Raw genomic sequence first — 12,935 nt, forward strand, 5'->3', positions numbered from 1 at the left:
GGCGTCGAAACGGTAGGTGTTTTCTTCCACTACCCGACTGCCTTCGCGAACTTGCCATTCCTGTGTTTGGGGCAGGGAGTTATCCAACAGCCACAGGGCCTGTTTCACCGGGGCGGCGGTCAGGGCTTTGGTCGTTTTTTGTACCAGGGAGAGCCAGCCCTGGTCACTAAGCGGGCTATCGCCGGTGCCGACCAGCAGCAGGCGGGCCGCGTTGGCGCCAGCGGGAGTATGCAGCCAACTCATTTGACCTTTGCTTGCGCTGAAATCGCCGGCCTTCATGAACTGGGCAATGTGTTCGCGGGTGCTGTCGGGCAGGGCTTCGGGAAGATCATTTTTCTTGCTCAGCAGTACGACCAGGGCGTCTGCCTTGCTTTTTTCCAGGGGCTTGTTGCTTACTGCGAAGTCCATGCTGTCTCCAGATCAAGAAAAGGGTGGGGCGCGGTTCACCCGATAAATAAAGGAAATAGTGGGCCGTCACGCGCGGAAACGCAATCCGTTCAGCGCTATCTACCGGTGGCCTTGTTCACACGGGATTATCACCTTGGTCGAGCACTCAGTTACACTAGGTGGCATTCACTGCTGCCGCAGGCGTTTTTGCCCGGCGGTGTGTGCCGGGCTGTGGGTTATTCACCTGCCGTTATTGTGCCCGGTGCGTTTTGCAGACAGCAATGAGTGGGCCTGCCCTTGATTCTTCATCGATATATTAACCGGCAAGTGTTCATGACCACGGTACTGGTCACCTTTATTCTGGTGATGGTGCTGGTCAGTGGGCGCTTTATCAAATACCTGGCGGAAGCCGCGGCCGGTGAAATTGCCGCCGATGCCTTGTTCCTGGTGATGGCGTTCCGCATGCCGGAATTCCTGCAGATGATCGTTCCTCTGAGCTTGTACATCGCCTTGCTGCTGGTGCTGGGGCGCATGCACATGGACAACGAAATGGTGGTGCTGCAGGCCGGCGGCCAGGGTAACGGCCGGGTGGTGCGTTCGCTGGCGGTGCCCATCTTGATGGCCACCACTCTGGTGGGCATGTTTTCTCTCTACGTCACGCCGCGCGGGGATGCAGAGGTGAACCGGATTTTTGAGGAGCAGAAGGACCGGTCGGTGCTGGAACTGCTTACGCCGGGACGGTTTCACGTCAAAGGCTCCAGCGACTCCCAGCGCGCGACCTATGCGGAACACTTGAACCGGGAAAAGGGTGTTCTGGAAAATGTCTTCGTGGCCGATGCCCGTTTTGAAAGCCAGGGCGAGGCCGGCCGCTTGCTCACCGTCTGGGCGAAAAGCGGCAAGCTGGTGGTGGAAGAAGGCATCAGTTACCTGCTGCTGACGGACGGTTTCCAGTATCAGGGCAAGCCGGGCCAGCTGGACTACAAGGAAGTGGGCTTCAAGGAAGCCCGAGTGCGTATTGGTGGCGAAAAAACCGATAGTCGCCCCCCCAAAGTGCGGGGGCGCTCTACCCAGGAGCTGGTGGATCAGCGAGCCGACAACAAGGCGGCGCTGGCGGAGCTGCAGTGGCGCCTCTCGCTGATTCTCACCGTGCCGATCATGGCGCTGGCGGCGATTCCGCTGGCGCGGGTCAATCCGCGGCAAGGCCGCTTTTATCGTCTTATTCCCGCGGTACTGGGTTATATGTTGTACGTGGGCATGTTGTTGGTATGTCGCAGCGCCATTGAAGACCATAAAGGGGCGCTGCCCTGGTACCTGAGCATGATCTGGATCCACCTGAGCGCTGGGGCGGTGGTCTTTCTGCTCTACTTTGGCCGGCGCCTGTTCCGGCGGAGGGCGCGCTCATGAGATTGCTCAAGCGCTACTTCTGGCGGGCGGTGATGATCCCGACTCTGGCCATACTGTTTATTATTGTCGGGCTGGATTGTCTGTTCGGCTTTGTTTATGAGCTGGAGTTTCTCCGCGGCAATTATCAGGTCATGGAAGCGCTACAGTTTATCCTGACTACCACGCCGCGACGCTTTTACGAGTACATGCCCATGGCCATTTTGCTGGGCACCCTGATTGGTCTGGGGCTGCTGGCCAATAGCGGTGAGCTGTCGGTGATTCGTGCGGCTGGGGTTTCCACCCTGAAAGTGAGCTGGCTGGTACTGCGCCCGGTATTGATGCTGATCATCCTGTCGATTCCCCTGGGTGAATACCTGACGCCTTACAGCGAGCAGGTGGCGCAGAGTAACCGTTCCATGGCTGAGGGGGGCGGTGAAGCGTTGCGCTCCAAGTACGGCTACTGGCATCGGGAAGGGCCGGAATTTATTCATATCAATGCGGTGCAGCCCAATGGCGTGCTGCACGGTTTGACCCGCTATCGCTTCAGTGATGGCCAGAAACTGACAGAAACCCAATATGTGGAGCGGGCGATCTATCAAGGGGATTTCTGGTCGCTGGAGGGTATCCACGGCACCCGGCTGTTCGAGGATCACGCTGAAACCTACCAGCAAGATCAGGGCGAATGGCAAACAGAACTGACGCCGCAGTTGCTCAGCATCGTGGTGCTCAAGCCGGACAATCTGGCGCTGGTCAAGCTGCTGGAATATACCCGTTACCTGCAGCGTCAGGGTCTGGAAACCGCAGACTATATGCTTAGCTTCTGGCAGAAACTGTTCATGCCGCTGGCGACCATTGGCATGGTGCTGATCGCCATCTCCTTTGTGTTCGGCCCCTTGCGGGAAGTGACCATGGGCCTGCGGCTGACGGCGGGTATCGTCGCCGGGTTGATCTTCCATTACGGCCAGCAATTCTTCGGCCAGTTGTCGCTGGTCTTCCATACTGACCCGCTTCTGGCTGCCATCCTGCCGCCGTCCCTGTGTCTGGTGCTGGGTATCTGGCTACTGCAGCGAGTGCGATGAGATGAGCTGCTGGCGGGGGCAGGGACGCACCCATGCAGGCCGCCGGTCGGCCAATGAAGACGCGCTGGTGTGCCGTGACGGCGAGGGCCTGTGGGCCGTTATTGATGGCATGGGCGGGCATGATGCCGGCGACCTTGCCGCCACCATGATCCGTCATGCACTGGAAAATCTTGCCCTCGGGGGCGGTATTGCCCACCGGTTGCTGGCGGTGGATGCCGCCCTGCAAAGCGCCAACCATGCCATCCGTCATCACGCCGCCATGCACCTGGGAAGCAAGCCCATGGGGGCGACGGTTGTCGTGCTGCTGATTCACGATGGCGAGGCTGGGGTGCTGTGGGCCGGCGATGCCCGGCTTTACCGGCATGATCCGTCGCGCACCAGTGCCATCACCAAGGACCACACCCCTGTGCAGGCACTGGTGGACGCAGGCGAGATCAACGAAGAAGAGGCCATGTGCCATCCCCGTAGCCACGTGATTTATCAGGCCATTGGTAATGGCGACAAGCTGAAACTGGAACAAATCCGGTTTGCGGTAGAGGCTGGCCAGCAATTCCTGCTGACCACCGATGGCGTGCATTCTGTGCTGCGGTTGCCTGAAATACATCAATTGCTGGCCGAGGGTGCCAGCGAGTCCGCCATTCTCAAGGCGGCTTTGAATGCGGGTAGCCGGGATAACGTGACCACGATCAAAATTGCTTTCGGTTAACGTAAAGGCTGGAAAAGCCGTGAAGGGCTGGTATACTCGCGCCCCACTGCCAGAGTGGTGGAATTGGTAGACACGACGGATTCAAAATCCGTTGCCTTCACGGGCGTGCCGGTTCAAGTCCGGCCTCTGGTACCAAATGACGGTCCGGCAGCATCCGAAGAGCTCCTCGAAAGCTTTAAAAACAGCAAGTTATCGATGAGTTTCTTCCGCTGCCGTCCGACAAGGTTTGTTGACATCTGGCCCCACCTGGGGCCAACTTTGGGGCCAACTCCACAGCCCAAAGCCGGCGAAAGCCATGGAAACCAACAAACTCAGCGACGTCAAAATCCGCGCAGCAAAGCCCCAAGACAAGCTCTACAGCATCTCCGATGGCGAGGGCATGTTCCTGGAGATCTCTCCCAAAGGCGGCAAATGGTGGCGCTTCAAATACCGCTTCAACGGTAAGCAAAAGCGCCTCTCTCTTGGCACCTACCCCAGCACAAGTCTGAAAGCAGCCCGAGACAAGCGGCAGCAAGCCCGAGAGCTGCTGGCATCTGGCGTTGACCCCGGTGATCAGCGTAAAGCCGATAAGATGGCCACAGAGACTGCCTTGCGCAATACCTTTGCCGGGGTGGCGGAAGAGTGGGCACAGAACAAGGTGAGTAGCGAGAAGTGGACGCCGACAACGGAGAGGAAGCGGCGCATCTGGCTGGATAATGGCCTCCTTCCATTCCTGGGCAGCCGGCCCATTTCTGAAATCACCACGGCTGAGCTGTGGAATGTGCTTCAGCGTACCCAAAAGACCAGTGGCTATACCGCCAATCGCTTGAGGGGGATGGCCTCCGAGATCTTCAACTTTGCCATGGCGACCGGTCGTGCCGATAACAATCCCGCCTTGCCTCTTCAGGGGCAGATTGCCGTTAAGAAAGAAAAGCACCGCCTGGCGATTCTGGAGCCAGAGGAAGTCGGCAAGATGCTTCGGGCCATTGATGCCTGTCAGGCAGCAGCCACCACCAAAGCCGCGGCCCGGTTGGCTCCGCTGGTATTCGTCCGGCCTGGCGAATTGCGTCATGCCGAATGGTCAGAAATTGACCTGAAGAAGGCCCTTTGGAGCATTCCTGCAGAGAAAATGAAGATGCGGGAGCCCCACGTAGTCCCCCTGTCTCGCCAGGCTGTCGCGATCCTCCAGGAAATCCAGCCGCTCACCGGGAATTGCCGCTATGTTTTCGAGGGCACTAAGCCGGGGGAGCCGATCAGTGACAATACCCTCAACAAGCTACTGAAAACCCTTGGTTACAAGGGAAGGATGACCCAGCACGGATGGCGCGCCATTGCCCGTACCCTGCTTGATGAAGTCCTGGACGTCCGGGTGGACTGGATCGAGCACCAGCTTGCTCACTCCGTCAGGGACGCCAACGGTCGGGCCTATAACCGTACTTCGCACCTGGAGGGTCGTGTGGGGATGATGCAGCAGTGGGCGGATTACCTGGATGATTTGAAGGCCAAGAAGGCTTGATGTGGCGGGTGTGAGCTGGCCCTTATGGGTTGGGGTCTTGTTATGGTTGTCGAAAAGAAGGTTGGGCCGACCGTCCGTGGTCGGCCGTATGTCCGCCGAGGCGAGGTGTGTATGCCTGCTGTTTTGTCTTAGTTGGCATCGGCTGGTTTTTGCTCGTTTGCCTCCTGAATGAGCACCTCAACGACTTCGTGCGGCTTCATGCTCCATTCCTCAGAAAGAGCACTGAGCTTGTCTCGGGTGTCCTTGGTTAGCGGCATATAATGCTGCTTCTTGGCCTTGCCTGAATCGCGATACTTCTTCTGGCTCCAGGTCTTCTTCATCTTCTCTTGGAATAGTTGTTTCTCGGCAGGGTGGCCGTATGACATATCGTCTAGCGTGGCGAGTATGCAGGCCAGGAGGTCTTTGTTGTCTATGGGGCTGGGAAGCGGAGCGGCTACCTGCTGCTTGATTAAGTAGCTCCAGGCCCACTTCAGTTGTGCTGAGTCTTTTGGGTTGATCCATTGTGTTTCATGGTCTGGGGTGCGGATACTTGCCCATTCAGTTCTTCTCTCGTTTATAAAGGCTTGCTTGTTCTCGATGGTTTCCTCCCAGAGGTCCAGGGTGAGAATGATTGCGTCTTTTCTTTCCTCTCTAGGAGTTTGGTCAACGGAGATTGGTTGGTAGCCAGAAGGCTGCCTGGCCAGATGTTGTGTTTGGGAAAGAAGCCAGACGAGCAGGCGGTCGCCGTCTGAATCCATCCATTCAAGCCATTTTGCGTCAAGGAGTTGGCTCTCTTTCTTGTTAAGGAGGCCTTGGATGAGTTCCTCTGGATGGTTGTGTGAGTTGATCGTGCTGGCCAGAACGCCAGGGCGCTCAGTTTTGGGAACATCTGCTTCGTTAGGTAGTCGTGCGCCTTGAAAAATCAATGTCCTCCATAGCCAGCGGAGTTCGCGTTCACTGAATTTGTTTAGCGGGGAGGGAAGTGCTGAGTTGCCGAACTTGTATAGCATAACGTTGTTCCGTGACATGTTGATCTACAATGTAGATTGTCACATAGGGAATTGTTGTTCAATGGTTTGTGTGGTTTGTGGCGATAATTTTGTAGAGAGGCGCGTCGAGTCTTCGTCGAAGAATTGGTAGAGTCCACCGTAGAATTGTCCGTGGACGTAGGCTGCTTTTGGCTAAGAGGCTGTTATTGAAGAGATAATTCTATCTTCTGATCTTACTCCTCGAGCAACTTCTGTCAATGGCAAGTCGCCGCCGTTGCCATTGGGGCTAAAGCTACCAAGAGGCAAGGTCGAGTGCTTCGAGAAGGGTCGACCGGCAGCCGTAGATAGCCATCGTGTAACTGTGGGGCAGGTCTTCAGGTTCTGTGATTGGGGAGGGTGATAAATGATGAAACTTTGTTCAGTGGCCTGTTGGGGGGTTGACCTAACTTGGGAGTGGATTTGAGATAGGGTCCTAGGACTGTTGTGGCTTGGGCTGCTTTTCGGTCCCGGTAATAGTATTGATAGAAGGGGTTAAAGAGGGTTCTCTACCCTCTGATTCATATCACATACAAGTATGATCAAAATACCAGTAAGTAATTGATAGATAAGACCTACATAGTCATGTCTGGTTAATTAATACACACCAGCTAATTCCTATGGATTCATTACATTCAAGGAGTTAGCAATGAGACGTCGTCACCCAGACAATACCCACCTGACTTACCACCACTCAGGCCCCTGGAACGGATATGAGGTTCAACTACAGAGAGGGCCATTATTCATTCCATACCTGGAGCGTATCCACCAGACCATGCATCGAGCTATCCATAGTCAGGCAAGCACTATGGCAGTGAGGGTAGATCTCAATCTTCCTGAAAATGGGTATGTACAATCTGGGGATTGGTTTGGTTCCTTCATTCGGTCTCTAAAAGAACAGGTGGATGCGGAGCTGGAGCGACGTAAACGCGAGGGTCGATGGGTGCCTGATTGTAAATTGGGTTACATAGGCGTCGAGGAGAAGGTAGGAGGTCAGCAGGTTCATTATCATGCCTGCTTGTTCCTGAATGGTGAGATCTATCGTGGGCTAGGCGAGTTTCCCACAGGGAGGGGCTTCGATCCGGATGTGCTGGGAGATCCACGGGCTGAGCGGGCAGATAGCCTGGCTAAAAAGATTGTTATGGCTTGGGCCAGGGCATTGGGAATGACCATGAGAGAAGCGGCTGGCTTGGTGCATTTCCCTACAGGAGGGGTGTACCGGCTGAGGCGTAGTAGCGCGGGATTCGAAGCGACTGAAGCTGGGCTGTTTAATCGGCTGAGCTACCTAGCGAAGGCGCAGAGCAAAAGGTTCGGCAGAGGAGGCCGAAATATTCGCTATAGTCGGGCTGGTTAGCGCCAGAGGGCATCTGGCCGTTTTTTACAGCCATGGCTCATCTCATGAGCAGAAGGAGATATCTCATGAGAATCATTCGATTGAAAGAAGTCATGGAAACTACAGGTCTGGGCCGATCATCCATCTATAAGTACGCCCAAGAGGGCTCATTCCCGAAACCCGTGAGCCTGGGAGGGCGCTCATCGGGCTGGGTGCTGGATGAAGTGGAGGAGTGGGTGATCGAACAGATTGCCAAGCGGGATCAGCGTTTAGAAGAGGAGGGCATGCGGGCTGGCGGTTAGCCGGCCCCCCACAGCCAACCTTTAACCTCATCCTCGTTGGCCAGTACCACCTGCTGGGCCTCCGGGTCTCGGTGTCGCGACCCATCTAGTCTAAGCAGTTGCACAATGTAATTGGCCATGGCAGCCCGACACTCAATAGTCAGCGCTCCATCGGTCATGTCGTAATCCCGCGCAACCACGTCCTGTTGAGCCACAGAGAGGCGAGGATCCGGGGTGACATGCAGAATGAGTCGTTCTTGCCACGCATGATCATCCTGCTCAGTGTGGTGTTCGCTTTGTTCGGTGAATTCGGTGAATTCGGTGAATTCGGGTTCATCCTGAATCCGGCTTAATACGAAATCCCGGTAGTCGCTACTCTTCTCGCACCAGGCCCGGGCATGCCAGCGCATGCCATTGTGTGCCACGGTGTGAGGTTGAATGATGCGGGATTCCGGCTCCGGGTTGCTCAAGGAAGTGTACTGGATTTCCACGCGTAGTTTGTCCCGGCAGGCCTGGAGAATCGGGCACAGCACACTGGGGCGTAGGTCACGAGAAGGAGGAAGCAGCACTTCGGTATTGAGTTCGCGCACATCCAGGGTCTCAAAGGCACAACTGAGATCCTCCCGGGAATGCATCATCTGCAGGTACTCATCCGCCACGCCCCTTGTGAATACGGGCTTGAAGGTGCTGGCGGGCTTGTACCCCTTCAGGGAACGGTCGTATTCCAGGTTGCCGGGCGCATATTCCCCCAGGTACTGATTGATGTCCTTACTGGCCTGCTGCCGGCCAATGCCAAACGCCCGCTGAAGATGGTTAGTGGTCAGCCGCCCCTCCCAAAGGGAGATCACCTCAATCAACCGATAGCGCAATAACAGATCCCAGCGCAGCGGCCAGTCCGCTGCGTTTTTGCCCGCAACCCGTGCCATGGATGTGCTCCAAAAAGCGATATATGCCAAAAGGCGACGTGTACGAGTCGCCAGTATTGTCATGTAGATAATAAGTAAATAGCCTTTGGGTGTCATCATGGACGAGACAAAAGCGGCAGGATGCCGCATCTGACTTAGGGAAAAGTGGCAAAGGAGAAAACAATGAAAGTCTATGCACTACTGATGCTGGTCCTGGCGGTCATGGCCATTACAGGCTGTTCAGACCCCACCATTGACGCCTCCAGTGAGGCCAACATGAAAGAGTCAGTAGCCAAGGTGCGGGAGTCATTACCTGAGGCGAAGCGGACAGATTTCGATCAGGCGGTTCAGTTGATCGCCTTTGGTCAGATCGATATGAAGAGCCTGTTTGCCAATGGCGGTGCCGATGCGGGTGATGTGGAGGGCAAAATGCGCGACGCCTTGAACGGCAAGACGGCGGAGCAGGTGCTTGCCCAAGCAGAGCAAATTCAGGCCGAGCGCAAAGCCCGCGAGAAAGAGCAGGCACTGGCCGAGATCCGCGAACTTGTTGCCAAGCGGGACAAGGCTGAGCAGGCCAAACAACAGCTGGATAAGTTCCAGGTGGTACGTTCCCGCTTCACTATGCGAGAAAGGCAATACCTTGGCAAACAGCCGATCATTGAGCTAACGGTCAAGAACGGCACGGATCAGGCCATCTCCCGTGCCTACTTCTCCGGCACCATCGCCAGCCCTGATCGGAGCGTGCCTTGGCATGAAGATCAGTTCAATTACAGCATCTCAGGTGGTCTGGAGCCCGGCGAAGAAGCTACCTGGACGCTGGCACCGAACAGTTATTCTGACTGGGGCAAGGTGAATGCCCCTGCAGATGCCGTCTTTACCGTGATGGTGGAAAAGCTGGATGGGCCGGATGGGGAAGCCCTGTATTCCACAAGAGACTTCAGCGAGAGGGACCAAGAGCGTCTGGCTGAGCTGAAACAGCAATATGATGTTGATTAAACAGAGCATTATGCAGATTGCAGAGAAATAGGGATGGGTAAAATGTAGAGGGGGAGGCAGTCATAGCTCTTTGTGATAGCCTTCTCAAAAAAGTGAATATACTTCACGCGTCTTGAGAAGCTGCTTTGCCATCAAGGTGGCATCAGGGCTGAGAGCGAAGAGCATTGGGATTCTGACAATGAGCAAGAATCGCCAAGCATTATGGAGCCTCGCCTCCCGGTGTATAGGGGTGTCGTGCCGGGGCAGGCAGGGGAAAAGGGATTTATGAAGTCTGTCAATTTCGAGTTTCTACGCCCGGCCAATGAGTCGTTGGCCGAAGTGGCCGGTTTGGCCGAGGCGGTCCTGCATATTGATCCCGGCAGCGCCCTGACCCGGCTCAGGGGCTTTGCAGAAGAGGTCACCAAGGCCATCTACAAAGAAGAGCTCCTTCCGCGCCTGCCTCAGGCGAGCTTCTACGAGTTGCTCAAAGACCCGGTGTTCACAGCCTGTACCAGCAAGCCGCTGATCTACCAGATCAATGCTCTGCGCATTCAGGGCAATGAGACCGCTCATGGTGCCAAGGGCTCGGTGCGGGATGCCAAACTGGCATTGGGTATAGCGCACCAGCTCGCCATGTACATGGCAATCAAGTATTACGGGAAGAAGAAGGCAGATATTCCTGACTTCCAGGAAATCCCGGATCAATCCGCTGCGCTTGGCGAGCTAAAGCAATCGGTCAGTGCTTACAAGGAAAAGCTGGAAGCCCGGCAGGAGGAGGTAAAGGCTCTCCTGGATGAGTTGGATAGAGAGCGGACGAAAAATGTTCAGCATATCGATCCGCCCCAGCCTATAGAGCAGCAAGAGAAGCACCAGAAAAGCCAGGCGGTTACCGATAGCCTGCAGTGGAACGAGGCCAAAACCCGCAAGCAGCTCATTGATGTCATGCTCACCAAGGCAGGCTGGGATGTGGATGACCCGGAGCAGGTTGGCCAGGAAGTCGAAGTGGACTTCCCCAATAACCCATCAGGCAAGGGATATGCCGACTACGTGCTGTGGGGCGATAACGGCCAGCCCCTGGCTGTCGTGGAAGCCAAGAAATCTGGAAACACCAGCCTGCAGGCGGGCCGCGAGCAGGCCCGTTTGTATGCCGATGCCTTTGAGCGCATGGGCTACCAGCGCCCGGTCATCTTCTACAGCAATGGCTACGAAACCTTCATCTGGGATGATCACCAGTACAACGCGTACCGTCAGGTCTACGGTTTCTATAGTAAAGACAGCCTAAATTACCTGATTTACCAGCGCCACTACCGCGCCGCCGAGCTGGAGAAGTTCAACCCGGAGCTGCGCATTGCGGATCGCCCTTACCAGATAGAAGCCATCAAAACGGTTGCCGCTCACTTTCAAGGCCAGCGCCGCAAGGCCTTGATCATTCAGGCCACGGGCACGGGGAAAACCCGAGTGGCCATTGCCCTGGGCGAGCTATTGTTGCGCACCGGCTGGGCCAAGCGGGTATTGTTCCTTTGCGATCGCAAGGAACTGCGCATTCAGGCGGATGATGCCTTCAAGCAGAACCTGCCCAGCGAACCGCGCTGTGTCATCGGCGAAACCAACCAGATCGACCAGAATGCGCGCATCTACATCGCCACCTATCCCGGCATGATGAACCGCTTCGCGCAGCTGGACGTGGGCTTTTTCGACCTGATCATCGCCGATGAATCCCACCGCAGTATCTACAACAAATACCGGGATCTGTTTGACTACTTCGATGCGCTCGAAGTGGGGCTCACCGCCACCCCGGTGAAATTCATCAGCCGCAACACCTTCGACATGTTCGGTTGTGAAACCACTGACCCCACCTTCGAATTTGGTCTGGATGCGGCCATCAACAACGAACCGCCGTACCTGGTGCCGTTCCGGGTCAAGGATCTCACCACCGACTTCCTGCGTGATGGCATTCACTACAACGACCTGGATGATGAGCAAAAGCAGCGGCTGGAAGAGGATCTGGGAGAGGAAGAAGCCCGCAACACCACCATCGCCGGCAAGGACATTGGCCGTAAGATCTTCAGCGAAGATACCGACCGCATCATCCTGGAAAACCTGATCAATAACGGCATCAAGGATGAAACCGGTTCCCTGGTGGGCAAGACCATCATTTTTGCCCAGCGCCAGGACCACGCGGAGCACCTGGAAGCGCTGTTCTGCAAGCTCTATCCGCAATATGGCACGAAGGTATGCAAGGTCATCCACAACAAGGTTCCTCATGTGGATAGCCTGATCAAGGAATTCAAGAAAGCCGACAATGACTTCCGCATCGCCATTTCCGTCGACATGCTCGACACCGGCATTGATGTCCCCGAAGTGGTCAACCTGGTCTTTGCCAAGCCAGTCAAATCCTGGGTCAAGTTCTGGCAGATGATAGGTCGCGGTACCCGTCTATGCTCGAACCTGTTTGGCCCCGGCAAGGATAAAACCGAATTCCTGATCTTCGATCATTACAGCAACTTCGATTTCTTCGAGCAGGAATATAAAGAGCCGGAAGACACCGGCGGAAAATCCTTGTTGCAGACCACCTTCGAGGCCCGTCTGGAGCTGGCCGAAAGCGCACTCAAGAACAGTAATGCTCCAGCATTCGATGCTGCCATCGCACTGCTTCAGGCAGACATCAACGACCTGCCGGAAACCAGCGTTGCCGTAAAACGTGAGCTGCGCCTGGTACACCAGCTTCAGCAAACCGATGCCCTGAAGAAATTCGAGGCCTCAACCCGGCATAAGCTTGCCGAAACGCTATCGCCCCTTATGTCAGCCAGAGTGCTGCGAGACAAGCACGCCACCGCGCTGGATAAGCTGATCGCCAGCATCCAGCGCTGCCTGGTGGAGCAGGCCAGTTGTTTTGAAGATGGTCGGGATGAATTCCTGGCCGAACTGGACAAGCTGGCGGTGAATATCCAGGCCGTCCGGCAGAAAGATGCCCTGATCGCCGACGTACGCAGTGCAGACTTCTGGCAGCAGCCCAGCATCGAGAAACTGGAAAATGCCCGCAGCGGGTTGCGCGGCATCATGAAATACAAGCAATCCGGCGGAACAGGCGGCTACACCACGCCTTCTACCGGTACGTCTGATGGTGGAGTAGCGGAAGGGGAGCGGCAAGTCACCATCGCCGGTGCCAACGAAGCCATGATCTACCGTCGCCGCCTGAAAGGCATACTCGATGACATGCTGGCCGCCAACCCGGTCTTGCAGAAAATCCGCCAGGGCGAGCCCATTGCCGTGACGGAGCTGGAAACGCTCACCTCCACCATCCTCACCAGCCACCCCGGCGTCAGCCTCGAAGTCCTTAACGACTTCTATGGCCGTACCGCCGACCAACTGGCTGTCACCGTCCGG

11 protein-coding genes and 1 tRNA gene are annotated in these 12,935 nt (G+C 56.0%); 9 read left to right on the plus strand and 3 right to left on the minus strand.

Annotated features, from left to right (window positions below):
- Positions 1-408, minus strand: a 408-nt coding sequence (locus tag A3730_RS12865; RefSeq protein ID WP_304439495.1) for a M17 family peptidase N-terminal domain-containing protein, incomplete at its 3' end; no start/stop codon positions are given.
- Positions 409-672: 264 nt separating this feature from the next.
- On the opposite strand from A3730_RS12865, the gene lptF reads away from it, so the two are divergent.
- From lptF to A3730_RS12890, 5 genes are all read left to right on the plus strand, one after another.
- The gene (gene lptF / locus A3730_RS12870) at positions 673-1,791 is read left to right on the plus strand and encodes an LPS export ABC transporter permease LptF (protein WP_255363147.1); all 1,119 of its coding nucleotides are present in this window, start codon (positions 673-675) and stop codon (positions 1,789-1,791) included.
- Positions 1,788-2,849 carry an LPS export ABC transporter permease LptG gene (gene lptG, locus A3730_RS12875; protein WP_063521147.1) on the plus strand — a complete coding sequence of 354 codons (1,062 nt, stop codon included), beginning with the start codon at positions 1,788-1,790 and terminating at the stop codon, positions 2,847-2,849. Before lptF ends, lptG begins: the two co-directional genes overlap by 4 nt.
- 1 nt (position 2,850) lies before the next feature.
- Complete coding sequence (locus A3730_RS12880; RefSeq protein ID WP_063521148.1) at positions 2,851-3,555, plus strand: PP2C family serine/threonine-protein phosphatase; 705 nt, start codon at positions 2,851-2,853, stop codon at positions 3,553-3,555.
- A 48-nt stretch (positions 3,556-3,603) separates the two neighbouring features.
- Positions 3,604-3,690: transfer RNA gene (locus A3730_RS12885), tRNA-Leu, on the plus strand.
- Between the two features lie 160 nt (positions 3,691-3,850).
- A complete protein-coding gene (locus A3730_RS12890) occupies positions 3,851-5,050 on the plus strand; it encodes an integrase arm-type DNA-binding domain-containing protein (protein WP_063521149.1) in 1,200 nt (399 codons plus the stop codon).
- Between the two features lie 128 nt (positions 5,051-5,178).
- Here the strand turns inward: A3730_RS12890 and A3730_RS12895 are convergent, their stop codons facing one another.
- Entirely contained in the window at positions 5,179-6,039 is an 861-nt protein-coding gene (locus A3730_RS12895) for a hypothetical protein (protein ID WP_063521150.1), read from the minus strand.
- A gap of 664 nt (positions 6,040-6,703) precedes the next feature.
- Between A3730_RS12895 and A3730_RS33065 the strand changes: the two genes are divergently transcribed.
- Both A3730_RS33065 and A3730_RS12905 read left to right on the plus strand, forming a co-directional pair.
- Complete coding sequence (locus tag A3730_RS33065) at positions 6,704-7,408, plus strand: inovirus Gp2 family protein (RefSeq protein WP_063521151.1); 705 nt, start codon at positions 6,704-6,706, stop codon at positions 7,406-7,408.
- A gap of 65 nt (positions 7,409-7,473) precedes the next feature.
- On the plus strand, positions 7,474-7,689 hold the full coding sequence (locus A3730_RS12905) for an AlpA family transcriptional regulator (RefSeq protein ID WP_035460473.1): 216 nt from the start codon (positions 7,474-7,476) through the stop codon (positions 7,687-7,689).
- On the opposite strand, the gene A3730_RS12910 is transcribed toward A3730_RS12905, so the two are convergent.
- A complete protein-coding gene (locus A3730_RS12910) occupies positions 7,686-8,594 on the minus strand; it encodes a YafY family protein (RefSeq protein ID WP_063521152.1) in 909 nt (302 codons plus the stop codon). The genes A3730_RS12905 and A3730_RS12910 overlap by 4 nt on opposite strands.
- 162 nt (positions 8,595-8,756) lie before the next feature.
- On the opposite strand from A3730_RS12910, the gene A3730_RS12915 reads away from it, so the two are divergent.
- Positions 8,757-9,569, plus strand: coding sequence for a DUF6694 family lipoprotein (locus A3730_RS12915; protein ID WP_063521153.1), 813 nt, complete (start codon positions 8,757-8,759; stop codon positions 9,567-9,569).
- Between the two features lie 264 nt (positions 9,570-9,833).
- A partial coding sequence (locus A3730_RS12920) for a DEAD/DEAH box helicase family protein (protein ID WP_063538193.1) occupies positions 9,834-12,935 on the plus strand: 3,102 nt, incomplete at its 3' end.

It is taken from the genome of Alcanivorax sp. HI0044, from assembly GCF_001634945.1.

Bases quoted from the DNA above. Each gene is read 5' to 3' on its own strand.
- A3730_RS12880 (WP_063521148.1), top strand. From the start codon at position 2,851: ATGAGCTGCTGGCGGGGGCAGGGACGCACCCATGCAGGCCGCCGGTCG.
- A3730_RS33065 (WP_063521151.1), top strand. From the start codon at position 6,704: ATGAGACGTCGTCACCCAGACAATACCCACCTGACTTACCACCACTCA.
- A3730_RS12915 (WP_063521153.1), top strand. From the start codon at position 8,757: ATGAAAGTCTATGCACTACTGATGCTGGTCCTGGCGGTCATGGCCATT.
- A3730_RS12890 (WP_063521149.1), top strand. From the start codon at position 3,851: ATGGAAACCAACAAACTCAGCGACGTCAAAATCCGCGCAGCAAAGCCC.
- A3730_RS12905 (WP_035460473.1), top strand. From the start codon at position 7,474: ATGAGAATCATTCGATTGAAAGAAGTCATGGAAACTACAGGTCTGGGC.
- A3730_RS12895 (WP_063521150.1), bottom strand. From the start codon at position 6,039: ATGCTATACAAGTTCGGCAACTCAGCACTTCCCTCCCCGCTAAACAAA.
- A3730_RS12910 (WP_063521152.1), bottom strand. From the start codon at position 8,594: ATGGCACGGGTTGCGGGCAAAAACGCAGCGGACTGGCCGCTGCGCTGG.
- lptG (WP_063521147.1), top strand. From the start codon at position 1,788: ATGAGATTGCTCAAGCGCTACTTCTGGCGGGCGGTGATGATCCCGACT.